Origin of the sequence: Micromonospora trifolii, assembly GCF_050516465.1 — a bacterium.
GTDB classification, from domain to species: Bacteria; Actinomycetota; Actinomycetes; order Mycobacteriales; family Micromonosporaceae; genus Micromonospora; species Micromonospora trifolii.
The window spans coordinates 2277915-2293457 of the sequence record NZ_CP191526.1 but is presented as its reverse complement, the minus strand read 5'-3'; the positions used below and the strand labels follow the sequence as shown (position 1 = coordinate 2293457).

The 15543-nt window shown below is 71.8% G+C and carries 12 protein-coding genes and 1 tRNA gene; 3 read left to right on the top strand and 10 right to left on the bottom strand.

Annotation, left to right across the window (positions count from 1 at the left end):
• Window positions 1–4: 4 nt before the first annotated feature.
• The 9 genes from ACQRWP_RS10600 to ACQRWP_RS10560 form a co-directional block, all read right to left on the bottom strand.
• Window positions 5–202: a hypothetical protein gene (locus tag ACQRWP_RS10600; RefSeq protein WP_030327722.1), complete on the bottom strand. Its 198-nt coding sequence runs from the start codon at window positions 200–202 to the stop codon at window positions 5–7.
• Between the two features lie 57 nt (window positions 203–259).
• Complete coding sequence (locus ACQRWP_RS10595; protein WP_430502071.1) at window positions 260–991, bottom strand: hypothetical protein; 732 nt, start codon at window positions 989–991, stop codon at window positions 260–262.
• Between the two features lie 52 nt (window positions 992–1043).
• Window positions 1044–2798, bottom strand: a complete 1755-nt coding sequence (selB, locus tag ACQRWP_RS10590; protein ID WP_430502070.1) for a selenocysteine-specific translation elongation factor — start codon at window positions 2796–2798, stop codon at window positions 1044–1046.
• 2 nt (window positions 2799–2800) lie between these two features.
• Complete coding sequence (gene selA / locus ACQRWP_RS10585; protein ID WP_430503176.1) at window positions 2801–4105, bottom strand: L-seryl-tRNA(Sec) selenium transferase; 1305 nt, start codon at window positions 4103–4105, stop codon at window positions 2801–2803.
• 23 nt (window positions 4106–4128) lie between these two features.
• A tRNA-Sec gene (locus ACQRWP_RS10580) sits at window positions 4129–4224 on the bottom strand.
• Between the two features lie 13 nt (window positions 4225–4237).
• Window positions 4238–5500, bottom strand: coding sequence for an NrfD/PsrC family molybdoenzyme membrane anchor subunit (nrfD, locus tag ACQRWP_RS10575; RefSeq protein WP_430502069.1), 1263 nt, complete (start codon window positions 5498–5500; stop codon window positions 4238–4240).
• Complete coding sequence (locus tag ACQRWP_RS10570; RefSeq protein WP_430502068.1) at window positions 5497–6465, bottom strand: 4Fe-4S dicluster domain-containing protein; 969 nt, start codon at window positions 6463–6465, stop codon at window positions 5497–5499. Before ACQRWP_RS10570 ends, nrfD begins: the two co-directional genes overlap by 4 nt.
• Window positions 6455–9727: a formate dehydrogenase gene (fdh, locus tag ACQRWP_RS10565; protein ID WP_430502067.1), complete on the bottom strand. Its 3273-nt coding sequence runs from the start codon at window positions 9725–9727 to the stop codon at window positions 6455–6457. The genes ACQRWP_RS10570 and fdh overlap by 11 nt, the downstream gene beginning before the upstream one ends.
• A 594-nt stretch (window positions 9728–10321) precedes the next feature.
• Complete coding sequence (locus ACQRWP_RS10560) at window positions 10322–10885, bottom strand: hypothetical protein (protein ID WP_430502066.1); 564 nt, start codon at window positions 10883–10885, stop codon at window positions 10322–10324.
• A gap of 697 nt (window positions 10886–11582) precedes the next feature.
• Here ACQRWP_RS10560 and ACQRWP_RS10555 point away from each other — a divergent pair.
• Both ACQRWP_RS10555 and ACQRWP_RS10550 read left to right on the top strand, forming a co-directional pair.
• Window positions 11583–11924 (top strand): hypothetical protein, encoded by a 342-nt coding sequence (locus ACQRWP_RS10555; RefSeq protein ID WP_430502065.1) that lies wholly within the window; start codon window positions 11583–11585, stop codon window positions 11922–11924.
• Window positions 11921–12580 (top strand): nucleotidyl transferase AbiEii/AbiGii toxin family protein, encoded by a 660-nt coding sequence (locus ACQRWP_RS10550; RefSeq protein ID WP_145788333.1) that lies wholly within the window; start codon window positions 11921–11923, stop codon window positions 12578–12580. Before ACQRWP_RS10555 ends, ACQRWP_RS10550 begins: the two co-directional genes overlap by 4 nt.
• An 83-nt stretch (window positions 12581–12663) precedes the next feature.
• Here ACQRWP_RS10550 and ACQRWP_RS10545 read toward each other — a convergent pair whose 3' ends face one another.
• Window positions 12664–13566 carry an SDR family oxidoreductase gene (locus ACQRWP_RS10545; protein ID WP_430502064.1) on the bottom strand — a complete coding sequence of 301 codons (903 nt, stop codon included), beginning with the start codon at window positions 13564–13566 and terminating at the stop codon, window positions 12664–12666.
• A 185-nt stretch (window positions 13567–13751) separates the two neighbouring features.
• On the opposite strand from ACQRWP_RS10545, the gene ACQRWP_RS10540 reads away from it, so the two are divergent.
• Window positions 13752–15542, top strand: coding sequence for a bifunctional metallophosphatase/5'-nucleotidase (locus ACQRWP_RS10540; protein ID WP_430502063.1), 1791 nt, complete (start codon window positions 13752–13754; stop codon window positions 15540–15542).
• Window position 15543: the final 1 nt, after the last annotated feature.

The following is a 15543-nucleotide window of genomic DNA, read 5'->3' as shown; positions in this document are numbered from 1 at the left end:
CCGCTCAGTCGACCTCCAGATCGTCCAGCGAGATGGCGTGGGTCATCAGCCACCGGGCCAGCGCCGACATCCCGAACAGCCACAGCGGCACCGACTCGGTGGGGCCATTGGTGGCGTAGATGGCGAAGCGCAGGTCCGGCGCGCGGTACGCCTCGATCCGCCACCGGTGCTGCCGGTCCCGCCAGACCGCCGAAGGGTCCATGGCGTCACCGTAGGTGACCGTCACCGACCTCGGGGCCGGTTGGCCGGCACCACCGGCTCAGCCCGGCACCACAGTCGTTCCGAGCACGCCACGAGCCACCGACACCAGCAGGGCGATCCCGAACCCGGCGAGCACCAGCCAGCCGACGCCACGCCATCCGGAGGCACGGTCGAGCACCGGCGGCGACGGCGGCCTCCACAGCTCCCGGTAGGTCCACGCCAGCACACCCACCCCGAACGGGATCAGCCCGACCCAGAACCAGAACCAGCGGGTGCCCGCCAGCGGCGGCGCGCCACCGATCAACCGGCCCAGCCAGAGCAGGGTCAGCACACCGGCGAGCAGACCGGCGGTGCCCGCGATCCGGTGCGCGAGGGCGCCGCCGGCCTGCCACGGGTCGGCCACGGCAGCGAGCCGCGCGTCCTGCCCGGCGTTCGTCGACAGGTCCGGCCCACCCGGGTACGAAGCCGAGGCGGGCGGGTCGACGAAGGCGTACCGGGTCTGGCCGTTCGGCACGGTCCACGCCAGGATCGCGCCGTCGGTCGCGTACCGAAGATCCGGTCGGCTGCCCCAGTACGCGTCGTCGGCCCAGCCCTGCGCCCGTTGGAAGGTCACCACCCGGCCGGCCACGAGATCCCGGTCGAGCTGAGCCTCCGTCGACTCGCGCGGTTCGGCCCACCACGCCAACGGCGCCCACAGCACCCACAGCACCGGCAGCGCCCAGCGCAGCACCACCGGGACGACCGCACGCCACCCGCCACCGAGATGACGCGACGGGGACACCTCGAGCATCACGCCACAGTCGCACCTCAGCGCAACCCTGTCAGCCCCGCAAGGCGTGCGCTCAGGTGACGACGATGCGGGCGTCGTCGGGCAGCCGACGGGTCGCTCCCCGCCGGTCCAGCAGCTCCAGCAGCGGCACCGCCACCCGGCGGGTGGTGTCCAACGCCTGCCGGGCCGCGGAGAGGGTGAACGGCTGCGGCAACCCGGCCAACACCCGGACCGCGTCGTCGAGCACGTCGGGCAGCAGCACCACGTTGTCGGCCAGCCGCAGCAGAGCACCGGCCCGCACCGCGGCGCCGATCTCCCGGGGGCCCAAGCCGAGGTCGACGAGGCGGTCCGCCTCGGGGGCCCGGAACGGCCGGTCGCCGTACTCGGCGCGGACCCGTTGCACCGCCCGGGCCACCGGTTCGGGCAGCGCGTTGGCGCTCGCCGCCCCGACCCGACCGGCGTGGATGCGCAGCGGCGGCCGGACCAACGCCTCGACCAGCACCCGGTCGGGCAGGTCGAGGCGCTGGCGCAGCGCGTCCACCGGCATCCCGGGCTCCAACGGGTGCTCCCGCGCGTGCCGGGCGACCTCCTCGGTCAGCCGCTCACCGAGCCGCCGCCAGTGTGCGGGGTCGGCCAGCCAGTCACCGGCCACCGGCTCGGCGTGCACCGGCACACCCATCCGGATCAACGCGCCGGCCCGGATGAGCCGGCGACGGCGCAGCTCACCCGCCAGGTCGGGTCGACCGTCCAACTCGGCGAGGACCTGGGCGCGGGCGGCGGCGGCACCCCGTCGGCCCAGCGGTGGGGGTGCCACGTCCAACACCCGCACCCCGCCGCTGACGTGGTGTCGGCCCGGGTCCCGCAGCAGCGCCCGGTCACCCGCCAGCAACGGCAGCGGGCGGGCCAGCCGCAGCCGGACGGTGTCCGGGCCGAGCGGGCGCACCCGCACCGGCACCGCCGCCGACCCGACGTGCAGGGTGAGGGTGGCCGGCAGGTCGGCGGCCGGGTCGCCGGCGAGCCGAACGTCGACCAGGTCGGTGTGGTGAAAACGGCCCGGAGTGAGCAACGCGTCGCCCCGACCGAGCCGGTCGCGGGGCGTACCGCGCAGGTTGACCGCCACCCGGGCGACCGCCGCCGCCTCCGGGCGGGCCTCCCCCAGGGAGTGCAGGCCACGGACCCGGACCGGTTCGTCGGCGCCGGCCAGCTCCAGTTCGTCGCCCACCCGCAGCCGCCCGGCGCCGAGAGTGCCGGTGACGACGGTGCCACTGCCGCGCACGGTGAAGCTGCGGTCCACCCACAGCCGGACCGGGTCGTCGAGCACCGGCGCGGGCAGTTGGGCGGCGAGCCGGTCCAGGGCCGCCCGCAACTGCGGCAGGCCGGCGCCGGTCAGGCCACTGACCGCCACCGCCGGCACCGCGCCGAGGCTGGTCGCGGCGATCTCGGCGCGGGCACGGGCCGTCGCCGGCCCCGGATCGGCCAGGTCCGCGCGGGTCACCGCCAGCAGGCCGTACGCGACACCGAGCGCGTCGAGCGCGGCCAGGTGCTCGGCGGACTGCGGCATCCAGCCCTCGTCGGCGGCCACCACGATCAGCGCCGCCGGAACCGGGCCGACCCCGGCGAGCATGTTCGGCACGAACCGCTCGTGCCCGGGCACGTCAACGAAGGCGACGGTGCCGCCGGACGGCAACGTCGTCCACGCGAAACCCAGGTCGATGGTCATCCCCCGGCGGCGTTCCTCGGCCCACCGGTCGGGTTCCATACCGGTCAACGCCCGGACCAGTGTCGACTTACCGTGGTCGACGTGCCCGGCGGTCGCGACGACGAACACGCTCAGTCGTCCCCGGGTACGCGCAGCACGGCCGCGCGGACGGCCTCGTCGGCGTCGGCGGGCACACAGCGCAGGTCGAGCAGGAGCCGCCCGCGCACCACCCGACCCAGGACCGGCGGGTCTCCGGTGCGCAGCGGCGCCGCGTACCGCTCGGGCAGGCTCAACGCCCACGAGTCCAACTCCACCCCGGGGGCGCCGCCCCCGCCGACCACCGCGACGGCCGGCACCACCTCCGCCTTGCGGCCGTCCACGCCGAGCCGGTCCCGCAGCCGCTCCACCCGTTCGCGCAGGACACCGGGGTCGGCGTGCAGCGCCGCCCGGGTCGGGGTGTCCGGTTGGTGCAGGGTGGCGGCCAGCGCGGCCAGGGTGAGCTTGTCCACCCGCAGCGCCCGGGCCAGCGGATGGCGACGCAACCGGTCGATCACCTCGACGTCACCCAGCAGCAGCCCCGCCTGCGGCCCACCGAGCAGCTTGTCGCCGCTGGCGGTGACCAGCGCGGCGCCGGCGCGCAGCGTGCTGGCCGCGTCCGGTTCGTCGGGCAGCAACGGGTCCGCGCCGAGCAGCCCGGAGCCGATGTCCGCGACCACCGGCACCCCGAGCGTGGCCAGTTGCCGTACGCCGACGGCGGAGGTGAAGCCGGTGACCCGGAAGTTCGACGGGTGCACCTTGAGCACGAAGCCGGTCTGCGGGCCGAGCACCGCGGCGTAGTCCGCGAGGGTGGTGCGGTTGGTGGTGCCCACCTCGCGCAGCCGCGCGCCGGTGCTCTCCAACAGGTCGGGCAGGCGGAAACCGTCGCCGATCTCGACCAGCTCGCCCCGGCTGACCACGATCTCCCGGCCGGCGGCCAACGCGGTGGCGGCCAGCACCAGCGCGGCGGCGCCGTTGTTGACCACGTGCACGGCGCCCGCGTCGGGCACGGCGGCGGTCAGCGGGTCGAGCGCGCCCCGGCCGCGTCGGGCCCGCCGGCCGGTGGCCAGGTCCAACTCGACGTCGGTGTGCCCGGCGGCGGCCACCACCGCGGCGACCGCGGCGGACGACAACGGCGCCCGACCCAGGTTGGTGTGCAGCACGACACCGGTGGCGTTGAGCACCACCCGGGGGCCGGGGGTGGGCAGCGCGGCGACCGCCGCGTCGCGTACCTCGTCGGGGTTGAGCTCACCGCGGCGGGCGCGGCCCTGCGCGTGGGAGACGATCGCCTTGACCTGCTCCCGGCCGAGGGTCGCGGTGGCGGCGGCCAGCACCGGGTCGGCGAGCAGCGTGTCCGTACGGGGCACCCGACGTCGGGGGTCCACCGGGCCGTCGCCCATCACGTCATCTCCTGCAAGCGGTGTGGCGGAGACGGACGGGAATCGAACCCGCCTGGCCCGGGTCCCGGACCACTCCGGTTTTGAAGACCGGGAGGGGCACCAGCCGCCTGAACGCCTCCACCGGACATTCGATCACACCGCGGGCGGGACCGCCCGATCAGCTGGAAGATCCATGCCGGTTCGCCGCGCTTCGACCCGTTCGCGCTGCGGCACCACCGTGTAGCGGGGGTCGCGGGCCGAGGCGACGCCGCCGTAGAAGATGCCGAACCGGGTCAGCACCGACGCGGCCAGCAGCGCGGCCCCCGAGAGCGCCCCGACCACCCGGCTGCGCCGGCCCAGCAGCGCGCCCGCCACCCCGCCGGCGGTCAGCAACCGCCCGGCGCGCAGCAACCGACCCGGCCGACCCAACCGGTATGGCTCACTGAGCAGGCCGAGGCGGGTCTCCACCCGATGCGCGCCGTACAGCTCCAGGGCCGCGCCGGCCACCGCCATCCGGCGGGCCGGCCCGGCCTGGGCCGGCGGCGCGGCGAGCAGACCCACGCCGGCGCCGCTGGCCAGCGCGCTGCCCGCGAAGATCACCGGCAGCTCGGGGTACGCCTCATGCCAGGACGGCACCGCCGTGTCGGCCAGCAACACCCCGGTGTACGTGGCCAGCGCCGGCGCGGTGCCGGCGGCGAGCAGCCCCGCGGCGTGCCCGATCGGCGGCAACGCCCGGCCGGCCAGCCCGAGCAGACCGTGCCGGGGCAGCACACCGGCCGCCTCGGCGATCGCGGCGACGCCCGCCGCCGGCCCGTACGCGGTGAGGATCCAGGTGCCCATCGACATCGGCGAGGTCGGCTTGGCCACCCGCAGCATGTGGTGGAACCGCGCCGGCCGGCCCAGGTCCCTCACCAGGAAGACGGCGCTGGCGCTGACGGCGGCCAACGCGGTGACCCGACCGGCGCGCCGCAGCGCGGGCCGCCCGGTGAGCTGCCCACCCGCGGCGATCAGCGACGAACCGGCGGCCAACCCGCCGGTGAACAGGTACGCGGCGATGTCCCACTTCCAGACCGGCCCTTTCAGAACGGGCCGACCGTAGTAGGACGTGAACTCGGCCTCCGGCACCCGCAGTTCCTCGCCGCCACCGCGCCGCCTGCCCCGCCGGCCCGCGGCTTCGGTGCTCCGCCGCGTCGTCAGGTCACCCCGGCGGCTGTTGGCGGTGGTGTCCCTGTCGTTCGGATGGTCGCCACCGCTCGTGGCCGCTGTGCCCCTCGCGACCTTCGCGCCGCTCGTGGCCGCTGCACCACCCTCGGCACTGGGCCGCTCGTCGCTCACCTGTGACTGGTCGCCGCCCTCGGCGGCGAGCCGCTCCCGGAAGCGACGGAACCGGTCGCCCACGGGGCCCGGTGGGGTCATGAAGAACCTCCGACGAACGCGGCGACGGTCGCCGCCGCCATGGCGAGGGCGGCGAGGCCGGCGCGCTTCCACATCTTCGGCAGGTCACGAGTGGTCACGACCGGGTCGGGCGGCAGCCCGTACACCTCGGGTTCGTCCAGGAGCAGGAAGAACGCCCCGTCACCACCCACGCCGTCGTTCGGGTCGTGCCCGTACAGGCGGGCCTCGGGGACCCCCCGGTCGTGCAGCGTCGCCACCCGGGCGGCGGCGCGCTCCCGCAGCTCGTCGAGGGGCCCGTACTGGATCGACTCGGTCGGGCACGCCTGCGCACACGCCGGAGTCATCCCCGCGCCCAACCGGTCGTAGCACAGCGTGCACTTCCACGCCCGACCGTCGTCCCTACGCTGATCGATCACCCCGTACGGACATGCCGAGATGCAGTACCCACACCCGTTGCAGATGTCCTCCTGCACCACCACGGTGCCGAACTCGGTGCGGAACAACGAACCCGTCGGGCAGACGTCCAGGCAGGCCGCATGGGTGCAGTGCTTGCAGACGTCCGACATCATCAACCACCGGAAATCCGTGCGCTCCTCGACGCCAGTGCCCCGGCCCGGCGGCTGGGCCCCCGGCATCCCGAGGAACTGCGGTCCCGCGTCGACTGGCCGGTCCGGGTTGGCGTCGACCGGCGCGCCGAGGACGTCCGCCGGTGCGGCGCCCTGCCCGGCCGGGCGGGGCTGCTCGATGAACGCCACGTGTCGCCACGAGTTCGCGGTCAACGCGCCGGTGTTGTCGTACGACATGCCGAGCAGGTCCAGGCCGCTCTCCGGGACGCCGTTCCACTCCTTGCAGGCGACCTCGCAGGCCTTGCAGCCGATGCAGACGCTGGTGTCGGTGAAGAACCCCATCCGGGGCGGCGCGTTCTCGTAGCCGGCGTCGGGTGCCGGGTCCAGCGGACCGTACAGGCTGTTCGGGTCAGGAAGCACCGTGCTCCTTCCCCTCGTTGTCGGTGGTGACGGCCGGGGCGTGCTGGCCCGGGACGATTCCGGCGCGCCGCTGGTAGTCGGTCACCAGGTCGAGCAACGCCGGGCCGGTGGGACGGCGGCCCGGCCGCACGTCGCAGGTGCCGACCTTGCTCTCCTGGATCAGCACGTTCGGGTCCAGGCTGATGCCGAACAGGTCGTTGGCCGAGTCACCGGTCACCAGACCCTCGAAACCGAAGTGGTACGGCAACCACACCTGGTGGATGATCCGACCGTCCACCCGCAGCGGGGTGAGCCGGTCGGTCACCAGCACCTTCGCCTCGATCACCGCGCGGCCGCTGACCAGGTGCGCCCAGCCCAGATGCGTCAGCCCGACCTCGCCGGCCAGGGCCGGGGACACCTCGACGAACATCTCCGGTTGCAGCTCGGCCAGCGGTGACACGGTCCGGCTCATCGCGCCGGCGGTGTGGTGCTCGGTGAGCCGGCTGACCGTGAACACGTACGGGAACACCTGAGCGTGCTCCTGCGGCGGGCTCGGGTTCACCGAGTTCACCGGGTGTGCGTACATCTTGCGGGTCGGGTTGGCCTGCTGACCGTAGAGCGGGTTACGCACCGGCGACTCCACCGGCTCGTAGTGCGTCGGCAGTGGCCCGTCCAGGACACCGCTCGGCGCGTACAGCCAGCCCTTGCCGTCGCCCTGCATGACGAACGGGTCGTCGCCCGCGATGCCCTCCGGCCCGGACGCGCCGGCTGGCGGCCGGTACGACGGTGGCTTGGTCTTCTCGAAGTCCGGCACGTCGTAACCGGTCCACTCGGCCTTCTCCGCGTCCCACCACACGTAGCGTTTGCGCTCACTCCACGGGTTGCCGTCCGGGTCGGCGGAGGCACGGTTGTAGAGGATGCGCCGGTTCGCCGGCCACGCCCAACCCCACTCGGCGGCCACCCAGTCCTGCTCGTGCCGGGACTTGCGCCGGGCCGCCTGGTTCACCCCGTCCGCGTACACCCCGGTGTAGATCCAACAACCGATCGCGGTGGAGCCGTCCGCGCGGGCCTCGGCGAAACCGGACAGCGGGCGGCCGCTCGCCACGTCGTACCCGTTGATCTCGCGCAGCACCGCCTCGGCGCTCGGCTCCGCGTGCGGACCGTGCGTGGGGTAGTTCCAGGTGAGATCGAGCAGCGCCCGGTCGCGCGGCAGCGGCGAGTCGGCCAGCTTCTCCCGCAGTTTGCGGCCCAGGTGATAGAAGAACCACAGCTCCGAGCGGGCGTCGCCCGGCGGCTCGACGGCCTTCTCCCGCCACTGCAGCAACCGCTGCGTCTGGGTGAACGTGCCTTCCTTCTCCACATGCGACGCGGCGGGCAGGAAGAACACCTCCGTACGGCACTCCTCCGGCACGATCTCCCCGGTGGCGACCTCGGGGCCGTTCTGCCAGAACGTCGCGCTCTCGATCATGAACAGGTCACGGACCACCAACCAGTCGAGGTTGGCCATGCCGAGCCGCTGCGCCCGGCCGTGCGCCGAACCGACCGCCGGGTTCTGCCCGAGCAGGAAGTACCCCTTGATCTTCCCGTCGATCATGTTGAGCACCTGCTGGTACGTGCCGTGATCACCGGTCAGCCGAGGCAGATAGCCGTAGCAGAAGTCGTTCTCCGGCGTCGCCGCGTCACCCCAGTACGCCTTGAGCAGGCTGGCCGCGAACGACCCCGCGTTACCCCAGAACCCCTTCTGGCCCGGGTGGCGGATGCTGTCCACCCACTCGTCGAAGCTCGGGTGCTCGGCGTGGTGCGGCATCGGCAGATAGCCGGGCAACAGGTTGAACAACGTCGGGATGTCGGTCGAGCCCTGGATGCTGGCGTGGCCGCGAAGCGCCATCACCCCGCCACCCGGGCGGCCCATGTTGCCCAGCAACAGCTGGATGATCGCGCCGGTCCGGATGTACTGCACACCCACGCTGTGCTGCGTCCACCCGACCGAATAGATCAACATGCCGGTGCGGTCCCGGCCGGAGTTCGACGTCCACGCCCGCGCCAACTCCAGGAACTGCGCCTGCGAAATGCCGCAGACCCGCTCCACCATCTCCGGCGTGTAACGGGAAAAGTGTCGCTTGAGGATCTGGTACACGCAGCGCGGGTGCTGCAACGTCTCATCGCGCCGGGTCTGCCCGCCCACCGGCGCGCCGTGCGACTCGTGCGTCAACCCCGCGGCGCTGTCCCGCTCCTGGGCGGTGTGCCCACTGCCCGAAGAACCCTCGTGCCCCTCGTACTGCCAGCTGTCCTGCACGTAGGTGCCGGTCTCCGGGTCGAAGCCGGAGAAGAAGCCGTCGCCGTCCTCGGTGTCGCTGAACTGTTCGCTGACGATCGTCGCCGCGTTGGTGTACGCGAGCACGTACTCCCGGAAGTCCAACTCGTTGTCCAGGATGTAGCGCACCACCCCACCGAGCAACGCGATGTCCGTGCCCGCCCGTATCGGCAGGTACTCATCCGCGACCGCACTCGTCCGCGTGAACCGCGGGTCGACGTGGAAGACCTTCGCCCCCCGACGCTTGGCCTCCATCACCCACTGGAAACCCACGGGGTGCGCCTCGGCCATGTTCGAACCCTGGATGACGATCACGTCAGCGTTGGCGATGTCCTGCTGGAAATCCGTCGCACCGCCACGACCGAAGCTGGCCCCCAGACCGGGGACGGTGGCGGAGTGTCAAATACGGGCCTGGTTCTCGATCTGGAGCGCCCCCATCGCGGTGAACAACTTCTTGATGAGGTAGTTCTCCTCATTGTCCAGCGTCGCCCCACCCAGACTGGAGATACCCAGCGTCCGGTTGAGCGGCCGGCCCTGCGTGTCGACGTCCTCCCAGGTCTGCTCGCGGGCGGCGAGGATCCGGTCGGCGATCATGTCGAGCGCGGTGTCGAGCTCGAGATCCTCCCACTGCGTCGAGTACGGACGGCGATAGCGGACCGTGGTCTGCCGCAGCGGACTGGTGACCAGGCTCTTGCTCGCCGAACCCTTCGGACAGAGCCGACCCCGCGAGATCGGGCTGTCCGGATCACCCTCGATCTGACTGACCTGCCCGTCCTTGACGAACACCCGCTGACCACAACCCACCGCGCAGTACGGGCAGACCGAACGGGCGACGCTGTCGGCGTCCTCGGTACGGGCGGTGAGCGCGCGGGAACCGTCGGACTTCGCCGCAGCGCCCCGGCCCAGCGGGTCCGTGCCGGTGAGCTGGCGGTAGACCGGCCAACCCTCGATAAAGGTCCGTAGACCCAACCCCGACACCCCCTCCCACGCGAGCGACCCTCTGAAGATAGGTCAACTGAGGCAGGTTCGCGAACCGGGCATGCAGACAGCGCCGCCCCCGGCCGGTAGGACGGGGGCGGCGCTGGTGTCGGTGTGCAGGTCGCCTCTCGGCGAGTGGCACGACGCGGCTCCAGCCGAACGGTATTCCGCGAAGGCGATATTAGGTGAGGCCCGGGGACACTGAGTCACACCGACACCCTCCACAACCAGCCCGCACCCCGCGTTGTTCCCCCGCTTCCGTTCGTGCGGAACGGAAAGTGTCCAAGATCTTCTGGCAGCCACCGACCGAACCGCGCCATCCGCCTCCGGCGGGGCGGCATCCGCTTCCGGAGCGCGCCATCCCCTTCCGGCGGGCGGCATCCGTCGTCGGTGGCGCGGCATCCACTTCCGGCAGGCACCCGGCGTCGCGGCATCCGCAACCACTGACCAGTGACCAGTGACATGTGCCTGCCGCACGGAGACGGAAGTGCCGCTGGCCGGCACCCCGGGGTTGGGGTGCCGGCCAGCGGTCGGTGTCATGCGGTGGTGCTGCGTGCTGCGTGCTTACCGTTTGGTGGTGCGGGGTCAGCTGTTCCAGTGCTGGGCGACGAGGTCGGTGGCCTGCTGCTCCCACTGGGCGTAGGCGTCCGGGTAAGCCGACACCTGCACCGTCTGCGCCGCGTCGGTCAGCGGCATGTCCTGCCAACCATCAACCTGCTTCAGACCCTTCAAAAACGCGGTCGTCGAGTACTCGGGGTTGGTGATCTGCTCCGGCGTACCCCAACCACTGGACGGGCGCTGCTGGAACAAGCCCAGCGAGTCGTGGTCGTTGGCGTCGCCCAGGTGACCCAGGTTCTCCAGCTTCGACTCCTGCAGGCTCGTCGCGATCGAGATGACCGCGGCCCGCTCGGGCAGGCCCGCCTTCTTCGTGGCGGCGATGATCGCCTTCACGTTAGCGCTCTGCTCGTCGTTCAGGGTGATGCGGGACTGCTCGCCCTGCGGCTTCGACGCCGACTGCTGCACGGCCACGGCGACGGGCTTGCCATCGGCCGGGCTGGCGGCGTGGGCGGCGATCGGGCCGGCGAAGACACCACCGGCGAACGCGAGACCAGCAACAGACAGCATGCTCTTACGGAAGATCGTGTTCATGAGGGGTAGCTCCTTCGGGGGTAGAACACCCGAACCGCCAACAGGGGGCGGCGGCAGGGTGTGAGCACCTCGTCCGGCGCTGCACTAACAAAGGGGGAAAGTCTGAGGGGGCGACGCCCTCTCGGGCGTCGGGTCGGCGGCCTAACGAGTCGGGGGCTCGCGGCGCCGGGTCCAGATGTAACGACCGGGGGGCCGGGGCAATTCCGGGGTTGGCCCATCCATTGGCACCCTCATCGTGGCGGTGCCTGCGGTCGTTCGTGGGACTGTAACGACCGGGTGCGGGCTGGCATTTCAACCTGCGCGACCAGCCTCCAGCGGTCGGGCGGCGGGTCGGTGGTACTGCGATCGTCAGGATATGTAACGACCCCGGCCCGGCCATGATTCCAGCCCACGGGTGCGGCCGGTCTCTACCCCACAAGCACCCACCAACGGACAAACCGCCCACGCGCACGCCGGGCCTGCGCGGTCGAATCACCCTCACCCGCGTGATCCACTCGCGTTCACGGAAGTCGAGGCATCCGGGACGCCGGAACGCCGCGATATCAAGGAACCCGAGTCGATCACGACTAACCGAACGCACCAGCACACACAAACCGGACAGACTTCGCCACCGGGCAGGGCCATGCCGGCGCGCCTGGAGCAGCGCTCTGGGTTCGACCTGAGCGACACCGGCTCTGGTGGGCGTTACCCTGACACCATGCAGGCCGTCTCCCCCATCGCGACCGGCGTGGCCTTTCTGGCCCGCCCGGGTCGCCCCGCTGTGGTGGCGCGGACGCTCGCCGAGCTGGCCGGCCCCACCCGAGGTGTGGTGGAGCTGCCGGTACGGCTGATGTGGAACGCCGAGCGCACCTTCGACCTCGGCGACCCCGACCAGCTGCTCTGGATGTACGAGAACGTGCTTCGCGAGACCACCCGGGCCGAGGATCTGCGGGCTCTGATCAACGGGCGGACGCTGCGTCGGGTGTGGCGACTGCTCAACCTGCCTCGGGGCGTACGCCAGGCGTGGGAGAGCCGGCACCGCGGCCTGCGCGCGGCGTGATCGAACCTCATCTGCACGAGTTCTACCGGGAGGTGGCCCGGGTGGCGCTCGCCGCCGCCGGGCCGTACCGGTTCGTTCTGGGCGGTGGGGTGGCGTGGGCGGCGCACGGGCTGGTCGCCCGACCGACGGAGGACGTCGACCTCTTCGCGGATGTGGAGGGCGCCGCGGCGGCGGCGTCGGCCGGGGTGCGGGTGGCCCTGGAGCGGGCCGGGTTCATCGTCAGCGACGCCGACCCGGACAGTGAGCTGGCCGAACTGTTCGACGGGTACGAGCAGGACATGAAGGATTTCGTGGTGAGCCGCGACGGACGGCAGATCCGGCTCAGCCTCGCCCGGTTGGACCGCCAGCAGAGCCCGGTGGTGATGGACCTCGGCCCGGTGATGGACGTCCGTGACCTGGTGGCGAACAAGATCGCGGCGTTGGTCAACCGGCGGGAGGTTCGCGACTTCATCGACGTGGCGGCGGCCCTCGACCACTACGACGTGACCGAGCTGTTGGTGCTGGCACGGCAGGTCGACCCCGCGCTGGACCCGGACGACGTGCGCGCCGCCGGCCGCTACCTGGACCGGCTCTCCGACCAGCGTTTCGGCCGGTACGGCCTGGGCGCCGCCGACGTCGCCGAAATCCGGCAACGCTTCGCCGCCTGGCCACGCTGACCAGCGAGCCGCGCGAACAAGCGGCGCGAGTTGGCCCCGCTGACCGGGTGGGCGTCCCGAGCGGATGCCCACCCGACGGCGGGTCACTTGGTCGGTCGACCGCCCGTGACCCCCAGGATCTCGCCCGTCACGTAGCTGGACTCCTGCGAGGCGAAGAAGACGTACGCGGGCGCGAGCTCAGCCGGCTGCCCGGGACGTCCCTCCGGGGTGTCGGTGCCGAACTGCTTCACCTTCTCCTCCGGCATGGTGGCCGGGATCAGGGGCGTCCACACCGGGCCCGGTGCGACCGCGTTGACCCGGATGCCCTGCTCGGCCAGGTCGGCGGCGAGGGCCTTGGTGAAGTTGGCGATCCCCGCCTTGGTGGTGGCGTAGTCCAGCAGTTGCGGCGACGGGTCGAACGCCTGGATCGACGACGTGTTGATGATCGCCGACCCCTCGGCCAGGTGCGGGATGGCGGCCTTGCAGAGCCAGAACATCGCGTACAGGTTGGTCTTGAACACCCGGTCGAACTGCTCGGTGCTGATGCCGAGGATCCCCTTGTCCTGCGACATCTGGTACGCCGCGTTGTTGACCAGGATGTCGAGGCCGCCCAGGTCGCGCACCGCCCGATCGACAAGTTCCTGGCAGTGCGCCTCGTCGGTGATGTCACCGCGCACGGCGACGCCCCGCCGGCCGGCGGCCTCGACCAGCCGGATGGTCTCCCGGGCGTCGGCATCCTCCTCCTCGTCGAGGTAGGAGATGAGCACGTCCGCGCCCTCCCGGGCGAAGGCGATCGCTACCGCCCGGCCGATCCCCGAGTCACCGCCGGTGATCAGCGCCCGCTTGCCATCGAGCTTGCCGCTGCCCCGGTACGACTCCTCCCCGTGGTCCGGCTTCGGGGTCATCTGCCCGGTCGAGCCGGGCGCTGACTGCTGCTGTGCGGGCTGACCGGACTGCTGGCCGTACTGGCTGGTCGGGTCCTGCTGGGTGTGCTGGTCCTCGCTCACTGATATCTCCTCGGTGCGCGCGGGAAGCGGGGCTCTCCCGCGAATGTCGTCCCTGACCGCCCTACCCTGCGTCCGCCTGCGGAAACCGCTGCAACGATCGGGGCTGCCGTGGTGGGAGTGTCGAGTGCTGGTTATCGTGCGCAAGGCGCTCACGAGGCGCGTCCACCCCCATGGAAAGGCACGTCATGACCTCTCCCTCCGGCCCGTCGCGCCGCCAGGTGCTCGTCGCCGCGGCGGCCGCGGCGACCACCCCGCTGATCGCCGCCGCGCCCGCGCAGGCGGCCGGCGCGGCCCGGCCGCGCACCTGGGACCTCACCCTCCTGGGCACGTCGGACACGCACGGCAACGTCTACAACTGGGACTACTACCGCGACGCCGAGTACGACGACAGCAAGCAGAACGACATCGGCGTCGCGAAGCTGGCGACCCTGATCAACCAGATCCGTCGGGAGCGGCGCGGCAAGGCGACGCTGGTGCTCGACGCCGGCGACACTATCCAGGGCACGCCGCTGGCCACGTACTACGCCAAGCAGGAGCCGATCACCGCCACCGGGGAGAAGCACCCGATGGCACGGGCCATGAACGTCATCGACTACGACGCGGTGACCCTGGGCAACCACGAGTTCAACTACGGTCTGCCGTTGCTGGACCTGTGGATCCGTCAGCTCGGCTTCCCGGCGCTCGCCGCGAACGCCGTCAACGCGAAGACCGGCAAGCCGGCCTTCCTGCCGTACGTCATCAAGAAGGTCTCCCTCGGTTTCGCCGCGCCGACCCTGCGGGTCGGCATCCTCGGGTTGACCAACCCCGGTGTGGCCATCTGGGACAAGGGCAACGTCGAGGGCAAGCTGCGCTTCGACGACATGATCGCGACCGCCGCGAAGTGGGTGCCGATCATGCGGGCCCGCGGCGCGGACCTCGTGCTGATCTCGGCGCACGGCGGGGACAGCGGCACCTCCAGCTACGGCCCCGAGCTGCCGAACGAGAACCCGGTGGCGCTGATCGCCCAGCAGGTGCCGGGGATCGACGCGATCCTCTTCGGTCACGCGCACAACGAGGTGGTCGAGCGGTTCGTCACCAACGAGCGCACCGGCACGCAGGTGCTGCTCTCCGAGCCCTCGAAGTGGGGCCAGCGGCTCACCCGGATGGACTTCACCCTCGCCCGCGAGCGGGGCCGGTGGACGATCACCAAGAAGGCCGCCACGATGCTGAACACCAACACGGTGGTCGAGGACCCGAAGGTGCTCGCCGCCGTGCGGGCCCAGCACCAGAAGACCGTGGCGTACGTCAACCAGGTCGTGGCGACGTCCACCGTGGAGTTGTCAGCGGCGGAGTCGCGGTACAAGGACACGCCGATCCTGGACTTCATCAACCACGTGCAGACCGAGGTGGTCGGCGCGGCGCTGGCCGGCACCGCGTACGCGGACCTGCCGGTGCTGTCGATCGCGGCGCCGTTCAGCCGGACCGCGGTCTTCCCCGCCGGCGACGTGAAGATCCGCGACGTGGCCGGCCTGTACGTGTACGACAACACCCTCGAGGCGGTCGTGCTCAGCGGCGCAGAGGTGCGCGCGTACCTGGAGTACTCGGCGAAGTTCTTCCGCACCCTCGCGCCGGGCGCCCCGGTCGACCCGGAGCAGATCAGTGACCCGGCCGTGCCGGACTACAACTACGACGTCTTCTCCGGCCTGGACTACGACATCGACATCTCCAAGCCGGTCGGGCAGCGGATCACCCGCCTGGTGCTGGCCGGCACCGACACTCCGGTGGCCGACAACGCCCAGTTCGTGGTGGCGGTGAACAACTACCGGCGCAGCGGCGGTGGCAACTTCCCCGGCATCGTGAAGACCCAGGTCTACAACGCGCAGCAGGAGATCCGTCAGCTGCTCATCGACTGGGCGCAGGCCAAGGGGACGATCGACCCGGCCGACTTCTTCCAGCCCAACTGGCGTCTGGTACGCGAGGGCGTGCCGGTCTTCTGAC

Excerpts from the sequence above, each read along its gene's own strand:
- ACQRWP_RS10540 (WP_430502063.1), top strand. The coding sequence starts at position 13,752 with ATGACCTCTCCCTCCGGCCCGTCGCGCCGCCAGGTGCTCGTCGCCGCG.
- ACQRWP_RS10560 (WP_430502066.1), bottom strand. The coding sequence starts at position 10,885 with ATGAACACGATCTTCCGTAAGAGCATGCTGTCTGTTGCTGGTCTCGCG.
- ACQRWP_RS10595 (WP_430502071.1), bottom strand. The coding sequence starts at position 991 with ATGCTCGAGGTGTCCCCGTCGCGTCATCTCGGTGGCGGGTGGCGTGCG.
- ACQRWP_RS10555 (WP_430502065.1), top strand. The coding sequence starts at position 11,583 with ATGCAGGCCGTCTCCCCCATCGCGACCGGCGTGGCCTTTCTGGCCCGC.
- selA (WP_430503176.1), bottom strand. The coding sequence starts at position 4,105 with ATGGGCGACGGCCCGGTGGACCCCCGACGTCGGGTGCCCCGTACGGAC.
- nrfD (WP_430502069.1), bottom strand. The coding sequence starts at position 5,500 with ATGACCCCACCGGGCCCCGTGGGCGACCGGTTCCGTCGCTTCCGGGAG.
- ACQRWP_RS10600 (WP_030327722.1), bottom strand. The coding sequence starts at position 202 with ATGGACCCTTCGGCGGTCTGGCGGGACCGGCAGCACCGGTGGCGGATC.